The 25,215-nt window shown below is 73.6% G+C and carries 21 protein-coding genes and 1 rRNA gene; 13 read left to right on the forward strand and 9 right to left on the reverse strand.

Translation table 11 applies throughout. The annotated features are described in order from the left end of the window. The 3 genes from rrf to AB0F71_RS36645 all read left to right on the forward strand — a co-directional run. Positions 1-84, forward strand: a 5S ribosomal RNA gene (gene rrf, locus AB0F71_RS36635); the annotation flags it as partial. Between the two features lie 182 nt (positions 85-266). After that, positions 267-674, forward strand: coding sequence for a YciI family protein (locus AB0F71_RS36640; RefSeq protein ID WP_360244480.1), 408 nt, complete (start codon positions 267-269; stop codon positions 672-674). 20 nt (positions 675-694) lie between these two features. Continuing rightward, the gene (locus AB0F71_RS36645) at positions 695-1,840 is read left to right on the forward strand and encodes a DUF6596 domain-containing protein (RefSeq protein WP_360244562.1); all 1,146 of its coding nucleotides are present in this window, start codon (positions 695-697) and stop codon (positions 1,838-1,840) included. Between the two features lie 29 nt (positions 1,841-1,869). Here AB0F71_RS36645 and AB0F71_RS36650 read toward each other — a convergent pair whose 3' ends face one another. From AB0F71_RS36650 to AB0F71_RS36670, 5 genes are all read right to left on the reverse strand, one after another. Further along, a complete protein-coding gene (locus AB0F71_RS36650) occupies positions 1,870-3,180 on the reverse strand; it encodes a DUF58 domain-containing protein (protein ID WP_360244483.1) in 1,311 nt (436 codons plus the stop codon). A gap of 61 nt (positions 3,181-3,241) precedes the next feature. Further along, complete coding sequence (locus tag AB0F71_RS36655) at positions 3,242-4,222, reverse strand: MoxR family ATPase (RefSeq protein WP_360244565.1); 981 nt, start codon at positions 4,220-4,222, stop codon at positions 3,242-3,244. Positions 4,223-4,248: 26 nt separating this feature from the next. Further along, positions 4,249-5,484: a DUF4350 domain-containing protein gene (locus AB0F71_RS36660; protein WP_360244486.1), complete on the reverse strand. Its 1,236-nt coding sequence runs from the start codon at positions 5,482-5,484 to the stop codon at positions 4,249-4,251. Then, positions 5,481-6,194 (reverse strand): DUF4129 domain-containing protein, encoded by a 714-nt coding sequence (locus AB0F71_RS36665; protein ID WP_360244489.1) that lies wholly within the window; start codon positions 6,192-6,194, stop codon positions 5,481-5,483. The genes AB0F71_RS36660 and AB0F71_RS36665 overlap by 4 nt, the downstream gene beginning before the upstream one ends. A gap of 5 nt (positions 6,195-6,199) precedes the next feature. After that, positions 6,200-7,354 carry a hypothetical protein gene (locus AB0F71_RS36670; RefSeq protein ID WP_360244492.1) on the reverse strand — a complete coding sequence of 385 codons (1,155 nt, stop codon included), beginning with the start codon at positions 7,352-7,354 and terminating at the stop codon, positions 6,200-6,202. A 287-nt stretch (positions 7,355-7,641) separates the two neighbouring features. On the opposite strand from AB0F71_RS36670, the gene mtrA reads away from it, so the two are divergent. The 3 genes from mtrA to AB0F71_RS36685 all read left to right on the forward strand — a co-directional run bounded on the left by mtrA (position 7,642) and on the right by AB0F71_RS36685 (position 12,398). Continuing rightward, on the forward strand, positions 7,642-8,319 hold the full coding sequence (mtrA, locus tag AB0F71_RS36675; protein WP_030283937.1) for an MtrAB system response regulator MtrA: 678 nt from the start codon (positions 7,642-7,644) through the stop codon (positions 8,317-8,319). 124 nt (positions 8,320-8,443) lie between these two features. Beyond that, positions 8,444-10,426 carry an MtrAB system histidine kinase MtrB gene (mtrB, locus tag AB0F71_RS36680; protein ID WP_360244495.1) on the forward strand — a complete coding sequence of 661 codons (1,983 nt, stop codon included), beginning with the start codon at positions 8,444-8,446 and terminating at the stop codon, positions 10,424-10,426. A gap of 94 nt (positions 10,427-10,520) precedes the next feature. Further along, a complete protein-coding gene (locus AB0F71_RS36685) occupies positions 10,521-12,398 on the forward strand; it encodes an LpqB family beta-propeller domain-containing protein (protein ID WP_360244498.1) in 1,878 nt (625 codons plus the stop codon). Positions 12,399-12,414: 16 nt separating this feature from the next. On the opposite strand, the gene AB0F71_RS36690 is transcribed toward AB0F71_RS36685, so the two are convergent. Continuing rightward, positions 12,415-13,137 (reverse strand): ComF family protein, encoded by a 723-nt coding sequence (locus tag AB0F71_RS36690; RefSeq protein ID WP_360244501.1) that lies wholly within the window; start codon positions 13,135-13,137, stop codon positions 12,415-12,417. A gap of 378 nt (positions 13,138-13,515) precedes the next feature. On the opposite strand from AB0F71_RS36690, the gene raiA reads away from it, so the two are divergent. Both raiA and AB0F71_RS36700 read left to right on the forward strand, forming a co-directional pair. Then, positions 13,516-14,211, forward strand: coding sequence for a ribosome-associated translation inhibitor RaiA (gene raiA / locus AB0F71_RS36695; RefSeq protein WP_360244504.1), 696 nt, complete (start codon positions 13,516-13,518; stop codon positions 14,209-14,211). 288 nt (positions 14,212-14,499) lie between these two features. Beyond that, the gene (locus tag AB0F71_RS36700; protein ID WP_350504908.1) at positions 14,500-15,210 is read left to right on the forward strand and encodes a response regulator transcription factor; all 711 of its coding nucleotides are present in this window, start codon (positions 14,500-14,502) and stop codon (positions 15,208-15,210) included. 17 nt (positions 15,211-15,227) lie between these two features. Here the strand turns inward: AB0F71_RS36700 and AB0F71_RS36705 are convergent, their stop codons facing one another. Together AB0F71_RS36705 and AB0F71_RS36710 are read right to left on the reverse strand one after the other, a co-directional pair. Then, complete coding sequence (locus tag AB0F71_RS36705) at positions 15,228-16,433, reverse strand: crosslink repair DNA glycosylase YcaQ family protein (RefSeq protein ID WP_360244511.1); 1,206 nt, start codon at positions 16,431-16,433, stop codon at positions 15,228-15,230. 122 nt (positions 16,434-16,555) lie between these two features. Beyond that, complete coding sequence (locus tag AB0F71_RS36710; protein ID WP_360244514.1) at positions 16,556-17,113, reverse strand: GNAT family N-acetyltransferase; 558 nt, start codon at positions 17,111-17,113, stop codon at positions 16,556-16,558. Positions 17,114-17,355: 242 nt separating this feature from the next. Between AB0F71_RS36710 and secA the strand changes: the two genes are divergently transcribed. Then, positions 17,356-20,118 (forward strand): preprotein translocase subunit SecA, encoded by a 2,763-nt coding sequence (gene secA / locus AB0F71_RS36715; RefSeq protein ID WP_360244517.1) that lies wholly within the window; start codon positions 17,356-17,358, stop codon positions 20,116-20,118. A gap of 89 nt (positions 20,119-20,207) precedes the next feature. Here the strand turns inward: secA and AB0F71_RS36720 are convergent, their stop codons facing one another. Continuing rightward, entirely contained in the window at positions 20,208-20,747 is a 540-nt protein-coding gene (locus tag AB0F71_RS36720; RefSeq protein WP_360244520.1) for an Rv3235 family protein, read from the reverse strand. A gap of 319 nt (positions 20,748-21,066) precedes the next feature. Between AB0F71_RS36720 and AB0F71_RS36725 the strand changes: the two genes are divergently transcribed. The 4 genes from AB0F71_RS36725 to AB0F71_RS36740 all read left to right on the forward strand — a co-directional run bounded on the left by AB0F71_RS36725 (position 21,067) and on the right by AB0F71_RS36740 (position 25,189). Then, positions 21,067-22,263: a patatin-like phospholipase family protein gene (locus AB0F71_RS36725; RefSeq protein ID WP_360244523.1), complete on the forward strand. Its 1,197-nt coding sequence runs from the start codon at positions 21,067-21,069 to the stop codon at positions 22,261-22,263. A 98-nt stretch (positions 22,264-22,361) separates the two neighbouring features. Continuing rightward, positions 22,362-22,871, forward strand: a complete 510-nt coding sequence (locus AB0F71_RS36730) for a hypothetical protein (protein ID WP_360244526.1) — start codon at positions 22,362-22,364, stop codon at positions 22,869-22,871. A 303-nt stretch (positions 22,872-23,174) separates the two neighbouring features. Beyond that, the gene (locus AB0F71_RS36735; protein WP_360244529.1) at positions 23,175-24,290 is read left to right on the forward strand and encodes an acyltransferase; all 1,116 of its coding nucleotides are present in this window, start codon (positions 23,175-23,177) and stop codon (positions 24,288-24,290) included. A 230-nt stretch (positions 24,291-24,520) separates the two neighbouring features. Then, on the forward strand, positions 24,521-25,189 hold the full coding sequence (locus tag AB0F71_RS36740) for an HAD family hydrolase (protein ID WP_360244532.1): 669 nt from the start codon (positions 24,521-24,523) through the stop codon (positions 25,187-25,189). Positions 25,190-25,215 lie beyond the last annotated feature (26 nt).

A 25,215-nucleotide genomic window follows, 5' to 3' on the forward strand; every position in this document is an offset into this window, starting at 1 on the left:
TACATTCCGAACCCGGAAGCTAAGCCTCACAGCGCCGATGGTACTGCAGGGGGGACCCTGTGGGAGAGTAGGACGCCGCCGAACAATCATTCAGAGAAGGCCCACCCGGGTTACCGGGTGGGCCTTTTCGCGTTTCCCGGAGCCTCCGGAGGACGGGACGACGGGCGAAAAAATCTTGGCCGGTCGTGTCGAGAACCCGTGGCCGGCTCCGTCCCAGGGGTGAGCGCGGCCACAATGGGTCGCACGAGCTCCGAAGGAGAAGCACGATGGCCAAGTACCTGCTGCTCAAGCACTACCGAGGCGCCCCGACCGCGGTCAACTGCGCGCCGATGGACCAGTGGACGCCGGAGGAGGTCACGGCGCACATCAAGTACATGCAGGACTTCGCGGCCCGGCTGGAGCAGACCGGCGAGTTCGTCGACGCCCAGGCGGTCGCGCCCGAGGGGTCGTGGGTCCGGTACGACGGCGAGGGGCGGCCGCCGGTGACGGACGGCCCGTTCGCGGAGACCAAGGACCTCATCGCCGGCTGGATGGTGATCGACGTGGACAGCCACGAGCGCGCCGTCGAGCTGGCCGGTGAGCTGTCGGCGGCGCCGGGGGCCGGTGGAAAGCCGATCCACGAGTGGCTGGAGCTGCGTCCGTTCCTGGCCATGCCGCCGACCGTCACGGAGTGACCGCTCCCGTGACCGTCCCGATGAACGAGGCCCTGATCCGGGGCCTCACCCCGGGTGTGCTGGCTGTCCTCGTCCGCCGCGGAGCCGACTTCGCGGCGGCCGAGGACGCCGTGCAGGAGGCGCTGGTCGAGGCGGTCCGCGGCTGGGCGAGCGATCCGCCGCGGGATCCGAAGGGCTGGTTGGTCACCGTCGCCTGGCGGAAGTTCCTCGACGCGACCAGGGCGGACACCGCCCGTCGCCGCCGGGAGGAGCTGGTCGACCAGGAGCCGGAGCCCGGTCCGGCGGCCTCGGTGGACGACACCCTGCGGCTCTACTTCCTGTGCGCCCACCCGTCGTTGACGCCGTCCTCCGCGGTCGCGCTGACCCTGCGGGCGCTCGGTGGGCTGACCACCCGGCAGATCGCCCGGGCCTATCTGGTGCCCGAGGCGACCATGGCGCAGCGGATCAGCCGGGCCAAGCGCACCGTCTCGGCGGTCCGCCTCGATCGGCCGGGCGATGTCGCGACCGTGCTGCGGGTGCTCTACCTGGTGTTCAACGAGGGCTACTCCGGGGACGTCGACCTCGCCGCCGAGGCGATCCGGCTGACCCGGCAGTTGGCGGCGGCGATCGACCACCCCGAAGTGGCGGGGCTGCTGGCGCTGATGCTGCTGCACCACGCCCGGCGGGCCGGCCGGACCGGTCCCGACGGGAGTCTGGTGCCGCTCGCGGAGCAGGATCGGCGGCTCTGGGACACCGGTCTGATCGCGGAGGGCGTCGGGATCCTCCAGGCGGCCCTGGCCCGGGACCGGCTGGGCGAGTTCCAGGCCCAGGCGGCCATCGCGGCGCTGCACGCCGACGCGCTCTCCGCCGGGGAGACCGACTGGGTGCAGATCGTCGAGTGGTACGACGAGTTGGTGCGGCTGACGGACAGTCCGGTGGTGCGGCTGAACCGTGCGGTGGCGGTCGGTGAGGCCGACGGGCCACAGGCCGGCCTGACGGCGCTCGGTGAACTGGACGAGGCGCTGCCCCGGTACGCGGCCGCCGCCGCGTACCTCCACGAGCGGGCCGGGGACCTGGCGGTGGCGGCCCGGCTGTACGCCGAGGCGGCCCGCCGGGCGCCCAACCTCGCCGAGCGCGACCACCTGACACGCCAGGCGGCCCGGCTCAACGCCCGCCGCGGCAGCTGATCAGGGGACGGGGACTTGCCGGGCCAGGCTCAGAGCCGGCCGGCCGCCTTGAGCGCCAGGTAGGCGTCCGCCAGCGCCGGGGCGATCTGGGCCGGCGGGGCGTCGAGGACGGTGACCCCGCTGCGGGTGAGGCGGTCGGCGGTGTGCCGGCGGTCGGCGCGGGTCTGCTCGGCGGCGGCGGCGCCGTAGACGGCCTCCACGGTGCCGCGGCCGGCGGCCAGCACGTCCAGGTGCGGGTCGGCGACGGAGGCGAGGACGACTTCGTGGCGCTTGGTGAGCAGCGGCAGCAGCGGGCGCAGGCCGTCCTCGACGGAGGCCGCGTCAAGCCCGGTGAGCAGGACGACGAGCGAGCGGTGCGGCGCCATCTTGAGCGCGGTGGAGACCAGCGAGCGCATGTCCGTCTCGTGCAGCGCGGGTTCCAGCAGGGCCATCGCGTTGGTGAAGGAGGGCAGGATCTCGCTGGGGGAGCTGCCGATGACCGAGGCGCGCTTGCGGGCGTCGTGGGCGAGCAGGTCGACCCGGTCGCCGGCGCGGGTGGCGAGGGCGGTGAGCAGCAGGGCGGCGTCGAGGGCGGCGTCCAGGCGGGGGGCGTCGCCGACGCGGCCGGCTGAGGTGCGGCCGGTGTCGAGGACGATCAGGATGTGCCGGTCGCGTTCGGGGCGCCAGGTGCGGACGGCGACGGTGTTGCGGCGGGCGCTGGCGCGCCAGTCGATGGAGCGGACGTCGTCGCCGGGCAGGTACTCCCGCAGTGAGTCGAACTCGGTGCCCTGGCCCCGGGTCAGCACCGAGGTCCGGCCGTCGAGTTCGCGCAGCCGGGCGAGCCGGGAGGGCAGGTGCTTGCGGCTGTTGAACGGGGGGAGGGCGCGGACCGTCCAGGGGACGTGGTGGGAGCCCTGACGGCCGGCCAGGCCGAGCGGGCCGAGCGAGCGGACCGTCACGCGGTGGGCGTGGTGGTCGCCGCGGCGGCCCGGGGTGAGCACGGTGACCGTCCGGCGCCGTTCGCCGCCGGGGACGGCGAGGGTGTGCCGGGAGGCGGTCTCGGAGGTGCCGGGGCGCCAGGCGGAGGGCGCCCAGGCGTCGCGGATCAGGGCGCGGAGCGGCCGTCCGGAGGTGTTGGTGACGGTCAGTTCGACCGAGGCGGTGTCGCCGAGCCGGACGGTGGTGTCGCCGCCCCGGACGATCCGCAGGCTGCGGACGGGGGCGGCGAGCACCAGGTCGACCAGGACGGCGAGCAGGACGGCGCCGGTGACGGCCCCGATCCCGGTCCAGGAGGGCAGCAGGAGGCCCACGAAGAGCGCGCCTAGCGCGGCGATCAGGGCGGTTCGCCCGGTGAGGGCCATGCGGGTGCGCTCCTTCGGAAGCCCGGTGTGTTCGAGGACCGGTACGCCTACCGGTGGTGGATCAGCGGGGGGCGGGCGTCTGGGCGAGGACGGCCTGGATGACGGAGTCGGCGGTGACGCCCTCCATCTCGGCCTCCGCGCGCAGCGCGACGCGGTGCCGCAGGGTGGGCAGGGCGAGGGCCTTGACGTCGTCCGGGGTGACGTAGTCCCGCCCGGCCAGCCAGGCCCAGGCGCGCGAGGCGGCGAGCAGCGCGGTGGCACCGCGCGGGGAGACGCCGATGGACAGCGACGGGGACTGCCGGGTGGCCCGGCAGAGGTCGACGATGTACGCCAGGATCTCGGGCGAGACGGTGAGCTTGGCGATCTGCTCGCGGGCGGCGGCCAGGTGCTCGGGCCCGGCGACCGGGCGGACGCCGGCGGCGGCGAGGTCCTTGGGGTCGAAGCCGGAGGCGTGCCGGGACAGGACCTGGAACTCCTGGTCGCGGTCGGGCAGCGGGAGGATCAGCTTGAGCAGGAAGCGGTCCAGCTGGGCCTCGGGCAGCGGGTAGGTGCCCTCGTACTCGACCGGGTTCTGGGTCGCGGCGACCAGGAACGGGACGGGCAGTGCGCGCGGCTCGCCGTCGACGGTGACCTGCCGCTCCTCCATGGCCTCCAGCAGGGCGGCCTGGGTCTTGGGCGGGGTGCGGTTGATCTCGTCGGCGAGCAGCAGGTTGGTGAAGACCGGGCCGGGCTGGAAGGAGAACTCGGCGGTGCGGGCGTCGTAGACGAGCGAGCCGGTGACGTCGCCGGGCATCAGGTCGGGGGTGAACTGGATGCGCTTGGTCCCCAGGCTGAGCGCCGTGGACAGGGTGCGGACCAGCAGCGTCTTGGCGACGCCGGGGACGCCCTCCAGCAGCACGTGGCCGCCGCAGAGGAGGGCCACCACCAGGCCGGTGACGGCGGCGTCCTGGCCGACCACGGCCTTGCCGATCTCGGCGCGCAGGGCGGTCAGGGCCGTGCGCGGGTCGGTGGCGGGGGTAGCGGGTGCCGTGCCAGGAGTGATGCGGAGCTGGGCGGTTGCCTGTTCGGTCACGGGTTCCGTACCTGCCTTTCGAGGGCGTCTAGGTCGTCGGCGAGCCGCAGCAGCGCGGCGTCGTCGGTCGGGGGCGGGCCGTACAGCAGGGCCCGGACGTCCCCGGCGGGTCGTTCGGGGAGGCGGTCGGCGACGGCCGCGCAGAGTGCCTCCGGCTCCGGTGCGCCGGCCTGGAGCGGGAGGCCGAGGGCGGGGGCGAGGCGGTGGGCGGTGGCGCGGCGCAGCGCCTCGGCGGCGCGGCCGTGGGCCTTGGCCCGCCGGTAGAGGCGGGCGCGGCCCTCGGTGGTCTCGGCGGCGCGGACCACCACGGGCAGGTTCTCGCTGACCACCGGGCCGAGTCGGCGGGCGCGCCAGAGGGCGGCGAGCACGGCGGCGACGGCGAGTTGGTAGAAGGCCCAGTGCCAGCCCTTCGGGATGTAGTCGCCGAAGGTCTTGCGCTGGGTGCCCGCGGCGACCGGCGCGGAGTAGTCGGGCAGGTGCCAGGTGAGGCGGGGCTGCGAGCCGAGCAGGCCGAGGGCGAGCGAGGCGTTGCCGTCGTCGGCGAGGTGGCCGTTCTGCAGGAACTCGCCGCTGCCGAGCACGATGACGTCGCCGCCGTGGGCGGCGGGGGTGCTGACCAGCGGGTAGCCGTGGTGGTACGGGTAGCAGCCGTCGCCGCGGCTGCCGCTGGTGTAGAGCGTGCCGCCCATCGCGGCGCTGCCGGCCCGTACGGCCTCGGGGAGGGCGCAGCTCGGGTGGGTGCTGCGGACGGACGCGAACGGGACGCCGCCGACCTCGTCGGAGGTGCGGATGCCGGGGGCGAGCGCGCTGAGGGCCTCCGGGCCGGGGTTGATCAGGACCAGCCGCCGGTGCCGGGCGGCGGCGACGGCGTGCAGCTCGGTGGGGCTCAGCAGGTCGGGTTCGGGCAGCACCAGGGTGTCGGCGCCGTCGGCGGGGGCCGTGGGGTCGGTGCGCAGTTCGGTCCTGACGCCCTGGCCGTCGAGCAGGGCGACCACGGCGTGGGTGCCGTCGGCGTCGTAGGAGCGGGGGTCGAGCGGCGGGTAGCGGTGGCCGGTGTTGAGGACGGCGAGGCCGACGGCGGCGACCAGCAGGACGGCGAGGGCGACCAGGTACCAGCGGGCGCGGCGGGCCAGGCCGCGCCCGGTGGGGGCGAGGCTGGTCGGTGCGGCGTCGGCGGGTCGTTCGGGGGCGGGTCGTTCGGGGGCGGGGGGAGCGGGGACGGTGCTGGTCATGCCGCTCCTCCCGGGGTCGGGGTCGGGGTCGGGGTCGGCGCCGGGGCGGCGGCCGCGGCGTGGGCGAGCACCGGGCGGCTGCGTTCCAGGGCCCGGTCGAGGTCCAGCAGCAGCTGGTACGCGGCCTGGTCGGCGGTGCGCTCGCCGTAGGCGATGTCGTCAAAGGTGCGGGCGGCCGCGGTCAGTGCGGCGGCCTGCTCGGGCAGGGCCCGGCCGGCTTCGGCGGCGGCCTCGTCGGCGGTGCGGCCGGGGCGGGTGTCGAGCAGGGTGCGCTCCTCCAGGGCCCGGACCAGGGCGCGCATCTGCTCGCGGACGGCCTCGGTCCAGCGGCCGGCGGCGGCGTGCCCGGCGGCGTCCGCGCGGTACTGCGCGGCGGTGCGCGGGCCGTCGGCGCCGTACACGCCGTAGTCGGTGCGGGCGGCGCGCTTGGGTGCGCCGAGGCGCCACCAGAGGGCGGCGGCGATCACCGCGGCGACGATCAGGAAGAGCACCAGTCCGGTGGTGCCGTCGGTGCCCCCGCCGGACATGTCGCCCAGGGCGCGGTCGATGTGGTCCCAGATCCAGTCGATGACGCGTTCCAGGACGCTCGGGTCGTTCTTGTGGTAGTCGGCCTTGAGCAGCTCGTCGCGGGCGGCGTCGCGGGCCGGGTCCCGTGGAACGGTGACCGGGGCGCCGCCGGCGGCGAGGAGCCTGTCCCCCCAGATGGGCATCCGGTTCAGCGCCTCGCGGGGGTCTGGTCGGCCCGGCCGCTCCAGCCGGTGCCGCCCTGTTCGGGCAGTCCGGCGGCGCGGGCGAGCTCGATGTCCAGGGCCTCGCGGCGGATCCGCTGGTCGATGTAGACCAGCACGCCGACGGCGGCCAGGAACGGGGTGGTCAGGGCGGAGGCGATGATCCCGGCGACGGCGGTCAGCGCCATCATGCCGACCGACTCGTGGGCGGTGTCGCCGAGCCGCTCCATGGAGCCGAAGCCGAGGACCAGGCCGAGGAAGCTGAACGGGATGGCGAGCGTCACTCCGACGATCCCGGCCAGCACCCGGCTCAGCAGGACGATGCCGAGGATCCGCCACCAGGAGCCGCGGGCCAGCCGGCGGGAGCGCGAGAGCGCGGTCAGCACGCCCTGCTTCTCCAGCATCAGCGCGGGGGCGGCCAGGCTGTAGCGGATCAGCAGCCAGAGGCCGACCGGGACGGTCAGCAGGCCGACGAGGAACAGCAGGGCCGTGGTGCCGGGCGTGCCCGAGCCGCCCGCGGTGTAGCCGATCAGCGGGGTGAAGCCGAGCAGCACCACGCCGACGCTCATCAGGGTGGTGAGCACGGTGAGACCGAGCAGTTGCAGCAGCCGGGGGCGGGCGTCGCGCCAGGCGTCGCCGGCGGTCACCGGTCGGCCGAGGACGGCGCGGCTGACCACGATGGTGAGCAGGGCGACGGCCAGCGCGTCGAGCAGCAGCGTCAGCGGCATGGCGGCGAGCAGGGTGAGCAGCTGGGTGGAGGTGCCGGTACGGCCCTTGACCAGCAGCTTGGCGACGAAGGTGCCGGCCTGGTCGACGACGGCGATGCCGAGCGAGAGGGTCAGCGCGGTGCGCCAGTTGCGGCGGACGGTGGTGACGGCGCCGTCGAGGAGTTCGCCGATGCTGAGCGGGCGCAGCGGGATGACGCCGGGCCGGGGGCTGCGCGTGGTCTCCCAGCCGTACGGGCCCTGGCCGGAGGGCCGGCTGCCGGGGTTGGGCTGTCCGTACTGGGCGCCCCAGGCGGGTGCGGCCTGAGGGGGTGCCGACGGCCCGGGCACGGCGGCGGGCGCGTCGACCGGGGGCCGGGCGCCGTCGCGGGGCGGCTCGGACGAGCTGGGCGAGGCCCAGCCCGGAGTGTCGGTCATCACTGCTCCTCGGAGGGGCGTCCTGGGCGCGGCTCCGGGCGGATCTTCCGCCCGCGCGCAGCGCCCATCGTGCCATGGGGCCCGGAGACGCCCCAGGGGTATCCGGTTGCTGATCGACAACGGGGGCCGCCGGGGGGTCGGACGGCGGGTTCCGGACAGTTCGGCGGCGCTCCGAGGAGGGCTATTCGCCCGGTATGGCCGGAAATCGACGGCGGAGGAGTTGGCCGTTGTGGAGCAAAGGCACTGCTGTGCGGCAGGTCACAATCCGGTAATGAGAAGATGGACCCATGAAGGGACGCGTCCTCGTCGTTGATGACGACTCCGCACTGGCCGAGATGCTCGGCATCGTGTTGCGTGGTGAGGGTTTTGAGCCGTTTTTCGTCGCGGATGGGGACAAGGCACTAGCCGCGTTCCGGGAGAGCAAGCCCGACCTGGTCCTGCTGGACCTGATGCTGCCCGGCCGGGACGGCATCGACGTGTGCCGGCAGATCCGGGCCGAGTCCGGCGTCCCGATCGTCATGCTGACCGCGAAGACCGACACGGTCGACGTCGTGGTAGGCCTGGAGTCCGGTGCCGACGACTACGTCACCAAGCCGTTCAAGCCCAAGGAACTGGTGGCCCGGGTGCGCGCGCGGCTGCGCCGTGCCGAGGAGCCGACTCCTGAGCAGCTGACCATCGGCGATCTGGTGATCGACGTGGCCGGCCACTCGGTGAAGCGGGACGGGCGCAGCATCCCGCTGACCCCGCTGGAGTTCGACCTGCTGGTCGCGCTGGCCCGCAAGCCCTGGCAGGTGTTCACCCGCGAGGTGCTGCTGGAGCAGGTGTGGGGCTACCGCCACGCGGCGGACACCCGCCTGGTCAACGTCCACGTGCAGCGCCTCCGCTCCAAGATCGAGAAGGACCCGGAGCGCCCCGAGATCGTGGTGACCGTCCGCGGCGTCGGCTACAAGGCCGGACCCAGCTGACGTGACGGACCGGGCTGACGACACCCCGTCGGGTTCCGCGACCGACGGGGCGGGGGCCGTGCGCGGGGACGTGCTGAGTTCGACCACCCGCCGCCGTCGCGGCCCGTCCGGAGTGTTCGGTCTGATGAAGCGTCAGCTCAGGCGCCCGGCGCGCAGGGTCACCGCGCTGTACCGCCGGTCGATCCAGTTGCGCGTGGTCGCGGTGTCCCTGCTGGCCTCCATCGCGGTGGTCCTGGTGCTGGGCGTGGTCGTGGTGGCGCAGGTGCGCACCGGCCTGCTCGACACCAAGATCGACGCGGCCCGGGCGCAGGCCCGGATCGGCTTCCAGGTCGAGCAGAAGAAGATCGACGAGGCCCGGGACCAGGCACTGCGCGGTGCCGTCGACCCGAGCACCGCGGAGACCGGCACCTGGCTGCTGCGCCAGGTCAACGACCTCGCCGCGAGCGGGCAGACGGTCTACTCGGTGATCGCGATGGCCCCCGGCACCGGCACGGTCGTGCCGGACAGCGCCGGCTTCGCACCGCGCTACTCGGGCGACATCCAGCCCAGCAGCATCCCGGACAGCCTGCGCGCGAAGCTCTTCGAAGAGCCCGGCCAGATGTTCGACCAGCCGACCCGGATCCACCGCTCGCCCGAGGGCGGCGGCAAGAGCGAGCCCGGACTGGCCCTCGGCATGCAGTTCGTCGGCCCGGCCGACACCAGCTACCAGCTGTTCTACGTGTTCTCCTTCGGCCAGGAGACCGACACCCTCAACCTGATCACCGGCACCCTGGCGACCGCCGGCGTGTTCGTGGTGATCCTGATGGGCGGCATCGCCTGGGTCGTGGTGCGCCAGGTGGTCACCCCGGTCCGGATGGCCGCGGGCATCTCCGAGCGGCTCGCCGACGGACACCTGGAAGAGCGGATGAAGGTGACCGGGACGGACGACATCGCCCGCCTCGGGGAGTCGTTCAACCGGATGGCCAACGCCCTCCAGGCGCAGATCCGCCAGCTGGAGGAGCTCTCCCGGGTGCAGCGGCGCTTCGTCTCGGACGTCTCGCACGAGCTGCGCACCCCGCTGACCACGGTCCGGATGGCCGCCGACCTGATCTACGACAGCCGCGAGGACCTGGACCCGATGGCGGCCCGCTCGGCGGAGCTGCTCCAGGGCCAGCTGGACCGCTTCGAGTCGCTGCTCGCCGACCTGCTGGAGATCAGCCGCTTCGACGCCGGCGCCGCGATCCTGGACGCCGAGCCGGTCGACCTGCGGGAGATCGTCGGCCGGGTGGTCGAGGCCGCCGAACCGCTGGCCGAGGCCAAGGGCAGCGCCGTGGTGATCCGCGGTGACGGCGAGCCCGTGCTCGCCGAGGTGGACTCCCGCCGGATCGAGCGCATCCTGCGCAACCTGGTGGTCAACGCGCTGGAGCACGGCGAGGGCCGCGACGTGGTCGTCCGCCTCGGCTCGGCCGACGGCGCCGTCGCGGTCGGCGTGCGCGACTACGGCATCGGACTCAAGCCGGGCGAGGCGTCCCGGGTGTTCCACCGCTTCTGGCGGGCGGACCCGTCCCGGGTGCGCACCACCGGCGGCACCGGGCTGGGCCTGTCCATCGCGGTCGAGGACGCCCACCTGCACGGCGGCTGGCTCCAGGCCTGGGGCGAGCCCGGCGGCGGCTCGCACTTCCGGCTGACCCTGCCGCGCACCCGCGGCGGCGAGATCAACCGGGCGCCGTTCCGGCTGGAGCCGGAGGACTCCCGCAACAACCGGGGCCTGGGCGCGTACGGCACGCCGTACCGGCGGGCGATCGCCCCGGCGGGCGCCACGGCGATGACCGCCGCCGAGGAGCAGGCCGAGGCGCCGGAGGGGCCCGGCAACGGGCTGGGCAGCGGGCTCGGCGGAGTGCTGAACATCGGCCCCGGACTGGGCCGGAACCGACTGCCCGAGGGGCCGCGCGCGGACCCCTCGGACGTGCGGACGGCGGGGGCCGGTTACGGCGTCATCGGCGCCCAGGTCATGGTGGACCCGACGCCCGGACGGCCGTCGGTGGCGCAGCGTACGGCGGAGCCGGACATGACGGGCGGGACGGACCTGGAGGGGTCGCAGCGTGCGAAGGACGAGCAACAGCACTAGGGCCGTGCCCCGGCGTCGGCCCGCGGGCGGGCTGCGGTCCATAGCCGGGCTGCGGGCCGTGGCGGGGCGTCGGTCCGTGGCCGGGCGTCGGTCCGTGGCCGGGAGCGCGAGGACCGGCCCCGCGCCGCTGCTCGTGGCGGTGGCCGGCGCGGTGCTCGTCGCCCTGGTGGCGAGCGGCTGCGCGGCCATGCCGGACTCCGGCGGCATCACCAAGGTGGAGCTGTCCCAGGGCTCGGCCGACAAGAACCTCCAGGCCAGGGTCTTCCCGGTGGCGCCCGGCAAGGGCGCCAAGCCGCGCGAGCTGCTGACCGGGTTCCTGGACGCGGTGACCGCCGACGAGGGGTACGAGACCGCGCGCAAGTACCTCACCGAGCGCGCCGCGGCGGCCTGGAACCCGGACGCGGGCATCCAGGTGCTGTCCGCCACGAAGATCCCGCTGGACCAGCCCGCCGACACCGACACCAAGTACTCGTCGACGGTGTCCGGGCAACTGGTGGCCAAGGTCGACGAGAAGCACTCCTACCTGCTGGTGGCGGGGCAGAACAACAACGTCTTCGACTTCACCTTCGTGCGGGAGCACGACGGCGACTGGCGGATCGATTCGCTGCCGCCCGGCGTGATCATGAACGAGACCAACTTCCGGAACAGCTTCCGGCAGGTCGAGCGCTTCTTCTACACCACCCCCGACCCGTCGGTGCCGGCCCCCGGCAACGGCGGCCAGGAGGTGCTGATAGCCGACCCGATCTACCTGCGCCGCCGGATCGACCCGCTCGCCTCGGCCGCCAAGGCGCTGGTCTCCGGGCCCTCGACCTGGCTCTCGCCGGTGGTCCGGACGGCCTTCCCGACCGGCACCACGGTTGACAAGGTGAGCATCGACGACAGCCGGATCGCCCACGTCCAGGTCGGCGGGGCCGACCTGGCCGACCCGGTGGCCTGCCGCCGGATGGCGACCCAGCTCTTCTACACCTTCGCCGACCAGGGCAAGGGCCAGGTCGAACGGCTGGAACTGCGCGGGCAGCGGGGCTCCTGCACGGCCAGCCGCACGGACGACCCGGCCGTCGGCCCCGGCGCGCTGGCCGGGCGACTGCCCGTGCAGCAGTACTACCAGCGCGCCGACAACGGCGCGCTGATGGCGGCCGACGACGGGCACACCGGGGACCCGGTGCCCGGGGTGCTCGGCAAGCCGCACGCGGCCGGGGCGCCCGTCCTGGGCGCCGTCGCGGTCAGCCGGGACGGCACCCAGGCCGCCGCGCTCTCGGACGACGGCCACCAGCTCTACGCGGTGCCGCTGCAGCCCGGCACGGCGACGATGCCCGAACCCGTGCTCAGCTCCCCGGCGAAGGCCGGCGCCAAGGACGACGGCTTCACCTCGCCCAGCTGGGACGGCCGCGGCGACCTCTGGGTGGTGGACCGCAACCCGCAGAACCCGCGGGTGGTCATGGTGCGCGGCGGCACGTCGTACACCGCGTCGGTGGACGGGCTGACCGGGCAGACGGTGCAGGCGTTGAAGCTCTCCTCGGACGGCGCCCGGATCGCCCTGGTGGTCAAGTCCCCCGGGGTGAACGGGAGTTCACTGATGTTCGGGCGGGTGGAGCACGGCGGCACGCCGCAGGCGCCGACCGTGCGGATCACCGGCGTCCGTCCGGCGGCCCCCTCGCTCGTCGACGTCGCCTCGGTGTCCTGGTCGGAGACCGACCAGCTGCTGGTGCTCGGCAAGGAGCAGGACCGCCCCCAGCAGCTGTACTACATCAGCACCGACGGCTCGCAGAGCACGGACGGTCAGCTGCAGACCGGCAACGGCCTGCCGTCCTCCCCGCAGTCGATCTCGACGGCGGAGTCCCGCGGGTACATCCTGGCCCAGCCCTCGCCGGTGCTCGCGGTGGCCGCGGGCACCGTCTACCGGCTGGTCAACAACCAGTGGCGGGAAGCCCAGTTGGTGGACAAGGCCCGCTCGTACTTCTATCCGGGCTGACCTCCGGGCCGTCACGCTAACCGGCGGGGTGCACCGTGGTGGCCGCGACGGTGGCGGCGGCCCGGGCCGGCAGCCCGGCGTCGGCCAGTGCCCTGGCCGCCTCGGCCAGGCTCGCCCCGGTGGTCACCAGGTCGTCCACCAGCACCGGCTGACGGCCGGCCAGGCCCCGGCGGGCGCGCGGCAGGACGGTGAGCGCGCCGTGCAGGTTGCGCCGCCGCTCGGCGGCGTTCAGCCCGGTCTGGTCGGCGACCGGGCGGGCGTGCCGCAGCAGCGGCGCGGCCCGGGCGTCCAGGCCGGCCCGGCGCAGCGAGCGGGCGGCGGCCCCGGCCAGCCGCAGCGTCGGGTCGTGCCCCCGGGCGCGCACCGCGGCGCGGGCCGAGGGCATCGGGACCAGCAGCAGCGGCGCGGCCCCGGCCCGGGGCCCCAGGGCGGAGCGCACCGCCCGTCCGAGCGCCTCGCCGAGCGGCCCGGCCAGGCGCAGCGCGCCGCGTTCCTTGTGGGCGAGCAGCAGTTGCCGCACCGGGTCGGCGTACGGCGCGGCCGCGTGCGCCCAGGGCAGCAGGGTGGGGCCGGGCCGGGTGGCGGTCAGTGCGTGCCGGCAGGCCGGGCAGAGCTGGGTGCGCTCGGCGCCGCAGCCCGCGCAGTCCGCGGGGAGCAGGACGTCCAACAGCCCGGCCAGTGCGTGGTCGAACGGTGTCCGTACGGACGGCGGACGGGCGGGCAAGGGGGTCGGCGGCACGGCTGCTCCTGGCGGCTTGGGCACGGAGAGTCAGCAAAGGATGCGCCGTATGGGGGGCGTTGTCCAGGTATTTACCCATACTTCACTCCGAGGAGGGTAGACAGGGTGCAACAGTTTGACCGCCCGCTCCCAGCGCCGCCCGAAGTATCGGGTCGTACTCCCCTTCCCGCCCGGGGAGGCGAAAACCCCGCGTGAGGTGTTCGATAAGGCTCCAGGGGGTTTCAACCGTCCCTGATGGGGAGGAAGTGAGATGAGGGCCAGTCGTTCCGCCGCTGGCGGCGGAGCGGGGGGCCGGCAGTGGATGGGCTGGTCCAGCTGGAGCTCAGTCCGGTCCGGTAGCACCCGGATCGGCGTCAGCACGAGGGATCGGAGTTCTGCGTGGACATCGTCGTCAAGGGCCGCAAGACCGAGGTGCCCAAGAGGTTCCGCGAGCACGTGGCCGAGAAGCTGGAGAAGGTCCAGAAGTTCGACGGCAAGGTGATCAGCCTCGACGTCGAGGTGTCCAAGGAGCACAACCCGCGGCAGGCCGACCGGTCCGACCGCGTGGAGATCACTCTCCGTACCCGGGGCCCGGTGATCCGGGCCGAAGCCGCCGCCGGGGACCCGTACGCGGCGCTCGACCTGGCTTCGGCGAAGCTCGACGCGCAGCTGCGCAAGTCCGCGGACCGGCGCCGGGTGCACAAGGGCGGCGCGAACGGCCGCACCCCCATCAGCGTCGCCGAGGCGACCGCGGCCCTGGCCGCGCTGCCCGAGACCACGGCGCACGAGGGCGAGACCAACGGGGCCGTCCGCAAGACCATGATGGGATCCCTGGAAGTGGAGGGCGAAGGCCCGTTGGTGGTCCGGGAGAAGACCCACTCGGCCGCCCCCATGGCGCTGGACCAGGCGCTCTACGAGATGGAGCTGGTCGGCCACGACTTCTACCTGTTCGTCGAGAAGGACAGCGGCCTGCCGAGCGTCGTCTACCGCCGGCACGGCTACCACTACGGCGTCATCCACGTGCAGCCGGACATGGCGGCCGGCGTGGCCAGCGGCGCAGGCGGTGCGATCGGTCGGTCCGTCGACGAGGACTGACCGTCCCGGCAGTTGAACACGGAGGGGTGACCCCGGCGGCAGCGACCGCCGGGGTCACCGGCGTTCCGGGGCGTTCCACGCGTTCCGGGCACCGGCCGGTGGGACGGGTTCGAACGGGGCGCCGGCCCGTTGTGTCCAGGGGTCACCCGATGCGGGGGAATCGGCGTCGGAGGGTGACCGCGGCGGTGGCGGGGCGTGGAATGATTGGGCGCACGTCGACCCGCGAAGGGGGAGGAGCGGATGGGGGATCACTTCGGGCTGGGGCCCGCTGGGGGACCGGTCACCGGATTGCCGCCGGGGCCGGAGGAGGAACCCGCGTACGCGCCGCGCCGGGGTGAGCCGATCCGCGTCCTGGTGGTGGACGACCACGCGTTGTTCCGCCGCGGGCTGGAGATCGTGCTGGCGGAGGAGCCGGACATCAAGGTCGTCGGCGAGGCGGGGGACGGCGCCGAAGCCGTGCTCAAGGCCGCCGACCTGCTGCCCGACATCATCCTGATGGACGTCCGGATGCCGCGCCGCAGCGGGATCGAGGCCTGCACGGCGATCAAGGACGTGGCGCCCAGCACCAAGATCATCATGCTGACGATAAGCGATGAGGAGGCCGACCTCTACGAGGCGATCAAGGCGGGGGCCACCGGCTACCTGCTCAAGGAGATCTCCACCGACGAGGTCGCCACCGCGATCCGGGCGGTCGCCGACGGGCAGTCGCAGATCAGCCCGTCGATGGCCTCCAAGCTGCTCACCGAGTTCAAGTCGATGATCCAGCGGCGCTCCGACGACCGGGACCTCGTCCCGGCTCCGCGGCTCACCGACCGGGAGCTGGAGGTGCTCAAGCTGGTGGCGACCGGGATGAACAACCGGGAGATCGCCAAGGAGCTGTTCATCAGCGAGAACACGGTGAAGAACCACGTCCGCAACATCCTGGAGAAGCTCCAACTGCACTCCAGGATGGAGGCGGTGGTGTACGCGATGCGGGAGAAGATCCTCGAAATAGGGTGACGGCGCCCGCCGCCGCGCTACTGCGCCAGCAGCTTCTCCAGGGTCGGGCGCAGCCGTTCGTCGTGCAGCGCCTCGACCCGCACCCCGTCGCAGCCGACCCAGGCGGCCGCCTCGCGCAGGGCGGTGGCGAGCGCCTCCACCTGCCGGGCGCCGCCCGGGCCGTCGGTCAGCGAGACCTGCCGGGCGACCAGCGTGCGGCCCTCCCGGGCCGGGTCGACCCGGCCGACCAGCCGGCCACCGGTGAGCAGCGGCATCGCGAAGTAGCCGTGCACCCGCTTGTGCTTGGGGGTGTAGGCCTCCAAGCGGTGCGTCATGCCGAAGATCCGCTCGGTGCGGGCGCGGTCCCAGATCAGCGAGTCGAACGGCGAGAGCAGCGTGGTGCGGTGGCGCCCGCGCGGGACGGTGGCCAGCGCGGCCGGATCGGCCCAGGCGGCGGCCCGGGTGCCGTCCGGGCCCCAGCCCGCCACCTCGACCGGGACCAGCCCGCTGTCCGCGAGCACCCGGTCCAAGTCCTCGGCGCGCAGCCGGTGGTAGTCCTGGAGGTCGGCCCGGGTGGCCACGCCGAGCGCGGACCCGGCCTGGGCCACCAGGGTGCGCAGGCACTCCTCGTCGGACCGGTCCTGCCCGAACAGGGCGTCGGGGACGGCCTGTTCGGCCAGCGCGTAGACCCGCTTCCAGCTCCGGCGGTCGGTGCAGACCACGTCGCCGAAGGCCAGCGCCCGTTCCACCGCGATCTTGGTGTCGGACCAGTCCCACCACTCGGCCGTCCGCTTGGCCCCGCCCAGCTCGGTGGCGGTCAACGGCCCTTCGGCGCGCAGCTTGTCGAGCACCGCCCGGTACGTCTCGGGCGAGACCTGGTGGCTCCAGAGGTTGCCGCGCTCGCGGTAGCGGCGGCGCCGGAAGGCGAACAGCGGCCACTCCTCGACCGGCAGGATGCAGGCCGCGTGCGACCAGTACTCGAAGGTGGTGCCCGCGCCCCAGTAGGCCGCCTCGACCGCCGGACGGCCGACCGCGCCCAGCCGGGCGTAGGGCACCAGCTCGTGTGAGCGGGCCAGCACCGAGATGGTGTCCAACTGGACGGCGCCCAGGTGCCGCAGCACTCCGCGCGCGCCGGCCCGGCGGTCGGGCGCACCCAGCAGGCCCTGGGCGCGCAGGGCGATCCGGCGGGCGTCGTCGGCGCCCAGGACGGTGACGGGCGCGGGCCCGGCAGCGGCAGCGGTCATGCCGGCGAGCGTAGCCGGGGGGACTGACAGCGGGCCGGGGCCCCGGGGGCCTGCGCGGGGACCTGCGCCGGGACCTGTGCCGGGACCGGCCCGGGGGGTCGGTGCGGGCCGTGCGGAGGCGGTCAGTCCAGGTCGGCGGGGAGCAGCGAGGCGACCCAGGCGTCCTGGAAGACCCCGCGCTGGTCGGCGTACGAGCGCAGGGTGCCCTCGTGGCGGTAGCCGACCCGCTCGGCGACGGCGCGCGAGCCGTCGTTGCCGACGTAGGCGAGCCACTGGAGCCGGCGCAGCCCGAGGTCGGTCAGTGCCCAGCGGGCGACCGCGCGGGCCGCCTCGACGGTGTAGCCGCGGCCGCGCTGCTCCTTCACCGTCCACCAGCCGACCGAGGCGGCGGCCGGGTCGCCCGGCTTGCGGGTGACCGCCTGGGCGCCGACCAACCGGCCCGTCCCGCGCTCGACCACGCACCAGATGAACTCGGAGTCCTTGGCCACGCCCTCGGGCGCCAGTGTGTGGACGAAGAACTCCGCGTCCTCGCGGCGGTAGGGCACCGGGACGACCGTCCAGCGCTGGATCTCGGCGTCCTGGCAGGCCGCGAAGATCGCGTCGATGTCGGACTCCTGCGGGGCCCGCAGGACCAGGCGGTCGGTGGTGAGGGTGACGAGTTCGTTCCGGGGTTCTTCCATGGGTGGATTATTTCTCCGTAGGAGGAATGCGGGCATCCGAATCCCGGGCCAACTCCCCGGCCCGTCGACCCTTTTGTCCCGGTGGACGGTGCTATCGGTCCATGTGCACGGGCGGGTGACACGGGAATACCGTGCTGACGCACCTCCCGGCGCATTGGACTCCTCGCATACGATGGCCCGTGCGGTGGGGTGGACCCCCCGTGCAGTCGTCCAGTGCCAATACAGGCAAGGAGCCCGCTCAAGTGTCCGTCTTCGACAAGATCCTGCGCGCCGGCGAGGGCAAGATCCTTCGCAAGCTGCAGCGGATTGCTGCCCAGGTCAACTCCATCGAAGAGGACTTCGTCAACCTCACCGACGCCGAGCTGCGCGCGCTGACCGACGAGTACAAGCAGCGGCTCGCCGACGGCGAGACGCTGGACGACATCCTCCCCGAGGCGTTCGCCACCGTCCGCGAGGCCGCCAAGCGCGTGCTCGGCCAGCGGCACTACGACGTCCAGATCATGGGCGGCGCGGCCCTGCACCTCGGCTACGTCGCCGAGATGCGCACCGGTGAGGGCAAGACCCTCGTCGGCACCCTGCCCGCGTACCTGAACGCGCTGACCGGCAAGGGCGTTCACCTGATCACCGTCAACGACTACCTCGCCGAGCGCGACTCGGAGTGGATGGGCCGGGTGCACCGCTTCCTCGGCCTCGAAGTCGGCGTGATCCTGGCGAACATGACGCCCGCCGAGCGCAAGCGCCAGTACGCGATGGACATCACGTACGGCACGAACAACGAGTTCGGCTTCGACTACCTGCGCGACAACATGGCCTGGTCGAAGGACGAACTCGTCCAGCGCGGCCACAACTTCGCGGTGGTCGACGAGGTCGACTCGATCCTCATCGACGAGGCCCGCACCCCGCTGATCATCTCCGGCCCGGCGGACCAGGCGACCAAGTGGTACGCCGACTTCGCCAAGCTGGTGCTGCGCCTCAAGATCGACCGCGACTACGAGGTCGACGAGAAGAAGCGCACCGTCGGCGTCCTGGAGGAGGGCGTCACCCGGGTCGAGGACTACCTGGGCATCGACAACCTCTACGAGTCGGTGAACACCCCTCTGGTCGGCTTCCTGAACAACGCCATCAAGGCCAAGGAGCTGTACAAGAAGGACAAGGACTACGTCGTCATGAACGGCGAAGTCATGATCGTCGACGAGCACACCGGCCGCATCCTGGCCGGCCGCCGCTACAACGAGGGCATGCACCAGGCGATCGAGGCCAAGGAGGGGGTGGAGGTCCAGAACGAGAACCAGACGCTGGCCACCATCACCCTGCAGAACTTCTTCCGCCTGTACGACAAGCTCTCCGGCATGACCGGTACCGGCACCACCGAGGCCGCCGAGTTCCACCAGATCTACAAGCTCGGCGTGGTGCCGATCCCGACCAACAAGACGCCGCTGCGCATCGACCAGCCCGACCTGATCTACAAGTCGGAGCCGGCCAAGTTCGCCGCCGTGGTCGAGGACATCGCCGAGAAGCACGAGAAGGGCCAGCCGGTGCTGGTCGGCACCGTGTCGGTCGAGAAGTCCGAGTACCTGTCGCAGGAGCTGCGCAAGCGCGGCATCCCGCACGAGGTGCTGAACGCCAAGCACCACGAGCGCGAGGCGCAGATCGTCGCCCAGGCCGGCCGCAAGGGCGCCGTCACCGTGGCCACCAACATGGCCGGCCGTGGCACCGACATCATGCTCGGCGGCAACCCGGACCACCTGGCGGCGGCCGAGCTGGCCCAGCGCGGGCTCTCCCCCACGGAGAACCCGGAGGAGTACGAGGCCGCGTTCCCGGAGGCGCTGGAGAAGGCCAAGGCCTCGGTCAAGGCCGAGCAGGACGAGGTCAAGGAGGCCGGCGGCCTCTACGTCCTCGGCACCGAGCGGCACGAGTCCCGCCGGATCGACAACCAGCTGCGCGGCCGCTCCGGCCGTCAGGGCGACCCGGGCGAGTCCCGCTTCTACCTGTCGCTGGGCGACGACCTGATGCGCCTGTTCAAGGCCGGCATGGTCGAGCGCGTGCTCTCGATGGCCAACGTGCCCGAGGACGTGCCGATCGAGTCCAAGATGGTCACCCGCGCGATCGCCTCCGCGCAGACCCAGGTCGAGCAGCAGAACTTCGAGATCCGCAAGAACGTCCTCAAGTACGACGAGGTGCTCAACCGCCAGCGCGAGGTCATCTACGGCGAGCGCCGTCGCGTCCTGGAGGGCGAGGACCTCCAGGAGCAGGTCGGCCACTTCATGGACGACACCGTCGAGGCCTACGTCAAGGCGGCCACCGGCGAGGGCTTCGAGGACGACTGGGACCTCGACAAGCTCTGGACCGCGTTCAAGCAGCTCTACCCGATCACCCTGGATCTGGCGGAGCTGGAGGAGGAGGTCGGCGGCCCGGCCGGCCTGACCCCGGAGTTCCTGATCAAGGTCGTCCAGGAGGACATCCAGGCGCAGTACGGCGCCCGTGAGGACCAGCTCGGCGAGGAGATCCTGCGCGAACTGGAGCGCCGCGTCGTGCTGTCGGTGCTGGACCGCCGCTGGCGCGAGCACCTCTACGAGATGGACTACCTCCAGGAGGGCATCGGCCTGCGGGCCATGGCGCAGCGCGACCCGCTGGTCGAGTACCAGCGCGAGGGCTTCGACATGTTCACCGCGATGATGGAGGGCATCAAGGAGGAGTCCGTCGCCTACCTGTTCAACCTGGAGGTCCAGGTCGAGCAGCAGGTCGAGGAGGTGCCGGTGGCGGACGCCGAGGTGCTGCTCGACAAGCTGGAGAAGGACGCCGCCCGCCCGGAGATCAAGGCCAAGGGCCTGGAGGCCCCGAAGCCGCAGCGGCTGCACTACACGGCCCCCTCGGACGAGGTCGGTGGCGGTGTCATCGAGGGCGACTTCGAGGACGTCGTGCCGGACGACGAGGGCGACGGGATGACCCGCGCCGAGCGCCGCAAGGCCGCCAAGTCCGCCAAGGGCCGCCGCCGCAAGGCCTGAGCCGGCCGCAGTACGCCGCGCAGGGCGCCGCTCCCGTACCGGGGCGGCGCCCTGCGCCGTCTCCCGGGGCCTGTCCTGGGCCGTGGTCGTCACCGGGCCTCCACGGCGGTGCACTGCCACTGGCCGGCCGGGCCGCGCCGCTCCAGCCGGAAGGCCACCATGTGGTGCCGCCGGCCGAGGTCGACCCGGACGCAGGCCTCGACGGCGTCCGGGGAGGGCGAGCGGTCGTGCACCGGGCCGAGCCGGGGCCGGTCGGCCGGGCCTCCACGGCGCAGCGCGCCGGCCCGGACCAGCGAGGCGAGCTGCCCGTAGCCGTCCAGGCTGGTGTGGCGCATCAGCTGGCCGGAGGGCCGGGCACCGGTGAGCACCTCGACCAGCTGGTGGGCGAACCGGGCGGCGAGCGCCCCGGCGTCGGGCCGGGCGGGGCCGGGGGGCCCGGCGGCGGTGCAGGCGGCGCGCGGGTGGCGGGGGCGGCGCCCGGTCGGGTCGCAGCCGGCGTCGCTGCGGACCCGGTGGTGCGGGCGCTCGGTCGGTCGGGCGGTCGGGCGGGCGGTCGGGCGGACGCGCTGGTGGGCGCTCGGCGCGGCGGTCGGCCGGGCGGTCGGGCAGGTGCGGGGGCTGATGGTCACGATGGCTCCGGGCAAGGGTGGTGCGGGTACGGACGGGCCCAGGCTGGCGGTGGTGATCACCGGGCGGCAACGGGTTTGCGGCCGGCCCTCAGGCCGACGTGAAGTTCACCTATCCGGGTGAGTCGACCAGTGCGGCGACGGGCCCGGCGGCCGCCCCGGCGGCACCCGGTTGACGTGCGGGGACGGACCGTACGGCCCGAAAGGGGACGCCCGGGTACGGCGGACCGGGTGGCCCCGCGGCGGGCTCCCGTTGCGCTGCCCGGCCGTCCGCGCGCACCATCGGAGCCTGACCCGAACCCGACGACGACGGGCGGCCGGGATGACGACAGCCGGGACGACCAGACGGGCGGTGGCGGGGCCGGACAGGACCGCCGACGCCGGGGGCGCCCCCCGGCGCGGCCTGGTGCTGGGCGGCGGCGGGATGCTCGGCGCGGCCTGGACGGTCGGCGCGCTCTGCGCCGTCGAGGAGGCCGCCGGACACCGCCCGGGCGAGGCGGATGTGCTGCTGGGCACCTCGGCGGGCGCGATCCTGGCTGCGATGCTGGCCGGGGGAGTGCGCCCCGAGCAGCTGCGGGACCACCAGCGCGGCCTGCCGATCACCGAGGGACCGCTGGCCGGGGTGGCCTTCGACTACGACACCGCGGTGGGCGGCGCGCTGCCGCCCCGGCCGCGGGCCGGGATCGGCTCGCCCGGCCTGCTGCGGGACGCCGTCCGGCACCCGCGCGAGTACCCGCTGCTGACCATGGTCTCGGCGGTGGCGCCGCACGGCCGCGGCTCGCTGGCCCCGGTCGGCGAGCTGGTGCGCGGGCTGCTCGGCCCGGGCGGCTGGCCGCTCCCGGCAGGCGCGGCAGGCGCTGCGGGCGCGGCAGGCGCGGCGGGCGCGGCTTCCGCTTCGGCTTCGGTGGCTTCGGCGGCGGCCGCGCCGGCCGAGGCCACGGACGCCGTCCCGCCCAGCGCCGCCGCGGCCCCGCTGCGGGTGGCCGCGGTGGACTACCGCAGCGGCCACCGGGTGGTCTTCGGCGACCCGGACGCCCCCGACGTCCCGGTGGCCGAGGCCGTGATGGCCTCCTGCGCGATCCCCGGCTGGTTCGCGTCGGTGCGCCTGGACGGCTCGGCCTACGTGGACGGCGGCTGCTGGTCGGCCACCAACGCCGACCTGCTGCTCGGCCGCGGCCTGGACGAGGTGTACGTGCTCGCCCCGATGGCCCTGCGGCTCGGCCCGCGGCCGGAGCGTTCCGCCCGCGGCACGGCGGCCGCACTGCGCGAGTGGCGGGCCCGGGACCGTCCGCGCGGGGTGCTGGCCCAGCTGGTCAGCCGCTACCGCCGCGCGGTGACCCGGCAGCTGCTGCGCGAGGCCGCGCTGCTGCGGGCCGAGGGCGTCCGGGTGCGGCTGCTCGCGCCGACCCCGGCCGACCTGGCGGTGATGGGCCCGAACCTGATGGACCCGGCCCGCCGGGGCGCGGTGCTGGAGAGCGGTCTGCGCAGCGCCCGGGAGGCGTTGGGGGCGGCGCGGTAGTTCCGGCCACAGGTGAGGCTCAGGTGATCGCGCCCGGTGCGGCTGAGCTTATTCTTGGGGCGCTGGAGTAGCTTCGCGGAAACCGGAGAGTGCCACCGATGCGCGTGTACGTGCCCACCACCCTGACCGGCCTGGCGGCGGCGCACGAGGGCGGTGTCCTGGACCAGTCCGCGGCGTACGCCGTGACGCCCGCGCTGCGCGAGTGGTACGTCAGCGACGACCTGGAGGAGCTGGAGTACGCGGCGCTCAACCGGGCCGCGCAGTCCTCGCTGCGGCTGCTGGCGGCCGACCCGGACTCCCCGCGCCGGCGGGTCGTGGTGGCGCTGGACGTGGCCGACTCGGCGGTGCGGCCCTTCCCCGGCGACGAGTACCAGGACCAGGCCTCGCTCGGGCGGGTGGTGCTGGCCGGCCCGGTGAAGCTGGCGAAGGCCGCCTCGGTGCACGCGGACGTGGCCGACGACGAGGTGGTCGAGGACGTCGCCGCCGCGGTGGCGGCGGTGGCCGCGGCCGACGCGGGCGACCAGGACGCCCAGTTCACCGTGGACGGCGCCGAGGACCACGACCTGCTCTGGTACGCGACCCAGGAGATCCCCGCCCTGCTCGCCTAGGCCCGCCGCCGGGGCCCCGTGCACCCCGCCTCCGATGACCCGCCGGCAGACGTTCTAAGATGGCGCCCGGTTGATCAGCCCGCCGGTGGCGTGCCCGTGCGACGGCTGAGAGGCATCACAGTTCCCTTACGCCCATGACCCTCGTCCGCGGTCCCGGGCGAGAGCGGGCGTGTCGACATGATCGGACCCCCGCCAGTGCTTCATCCACCGATGTCACCGACCACCCGCCAGCGGGCCCGCGGTGGTCTTGCACGGGCAGGAGCCCAGGCAGAAGGCCGCGGCCGGGGGGAGCCCGGAGCCCGGTTGGCCGTCGTCGACGGCATGCGGCTGATCGCCGCGCTCGCCGTCGCGGGATTCCACTACCTGAGCGCGATCCCGCCCACCCTGTGGGGGCCGTCCCCGAAGGAGTTCGCCTACCCGCTGCACCACGCGTCGATGTACGGCTGGCTCGGTGTCGAGGCCTTCTTCCTCATCAGCGGCTTCGTCATCTGCATGAGCGGCTGGGGGCGCACGCCGGGACAGTTCGCCGTCTCACGAATATCCCGGCTCTACCCGGCCTACTGGTGCGCTCTCATCCTGATCGTGGCCAGGATCGCGCTGATCCCGATGCAGACCCACGACGTCAGCGCGGTGATCCACCCCCGGATCATCCTGGCCAACCTGACCATGTTCCCCGACGCCCTCCACGCCAGTCTCCTGGACGGCGTCGCATGGACCCTGGCCGTCGAGGCCCACTTCTACCTCCTCATGGCCGTCCTCCTGGCCTTCGGCACCACCTACCACCGGGTCATGGGGTTCTGCGTGATCTGGCTCACCGCCGGGATCGTCACCTCGGAGACGAAGAGCAAGTTCCTGGACGACCTCGTCCTCAGCCAGTACGCCGGCCTGTTCGTCGCCGGCATCGCGGTCTACCTCATGTACCGCTTCGGGCAGAACCTCATGCTCTGGATACTCCTCGGCTTCGCCTGGTGCTACGAACTGACCATGCTCCCCCTCCGGCTGGCCGGCCACTACCAGGAGTGGGGGTCCAAGGCGCTCTGCTCCTGGACCGTCGCCAGCGCCGCACTGACCGCCTTCCTGGCCCTCCTGCTCCTGGCCACCATCGGCCCACTCGCCCGCATCCGCTGGCGCTGGCTCATGACCGCAGGTGCGCTCACCTACCCCTTCTACCTGGTCCACCAGAGCCTCGGCCTGCCCATGGCCGGTGAACTCACCGCCCACGCCCACGGGCTCGGCCCCTGGGGCCGGCTCGCCCTCACCACCGTCTCGATGCTCCTCCTGGCCTGGGTGATCCACCGCGTGGTCGAGAAGCCCGTCGGCCGTGCCCTCCGTCGCCGCCTCGACCACGCCCTCGACCAGGCCCTCGACCGGCACGCGAAGCAACCCACCGACACCGTGCCGCAGGCCCGCGAGGCATAGCTCATCCGGCCGTGCGGCCGGCCGCACGGCCGCGGTCGTGCGGTGTCGCAGCGGTCCGAGGGCAACGGCGACGTGGTGGGGATCAGCCGGGAGGATGCCGCAGCGCGGTGATGCGGAACAGAGCCGTGAACAGAAGTGGATCATGCTGCGGTACTGCACGAACGGCTGTACTGGCTCATGCGCCACCTCACTCTTTGGCGACGCTCGACATCGGGTTACCGTTTGACCCCGTGCGCACTCACATCGTTTGGGACTGGAACGGAACGCTGTTCCACGACATGGACGCCGTCCTCGCCGCGAGCAACGCCGCGTTCGCGACCATCGGCGTCGAGCCGATGACCCTGCAGCAGTACCGCGAGCAGTACGAGATCCCGATCCCCCGGTTCTACGAGCGGCTGCTCGGTCGGATGCCCTCCACGGAGGAGTGGCTGAAACTGGACGACGCCTTCCACGACCGCTACGTCGAGCTCAGCCGGGCCTGCGGCCTGACCGAGGGCGTGCCCGAGCTGCTGGCGGCCTGGCGGGCGGCCGGGCACAGCCAGTCCCTGCTGTCGATGTACGAGCACGAGAAGCTCGTCCCGCTGGTCGACGCCTTCGGCCTGACCGGCAGCTTCCTGCGGGTGGACGGCCGCAGCGGCCCCTCCGGCGGCCAGAAGGCGCAGCAGCTGGCCAGGCACCTGGCCGAGCTCGGTGAGCTGGTCGACCCGGCCCGTACGGTGCTGATCGGCGACGCCGCGGACGACGCCCTGGCGGCGCTGCAGGCGGGGGCCCACGCGGTGCTGTACACCGGGGGCTCGCACACCCGGGAGAAGCTGGAGCCGGTCGGCGTCCCGGTGGTGGACAGCCTGGCCGAGGCGGTCGAGCTGGCGGGCCAACTGGCGGGCCGGCTGACGGGCTGAGGGGAGCCGGTCGAGCCGCCGGGCCG

The organism is Kitasatospora sp. NPDC028055, from assembly GCF_040637885.1.
GTDB lineage: Bacteria > Actinomycetota > Actinomycetes > Streptomycetales > Streptomycetaceae > Kitasatospora.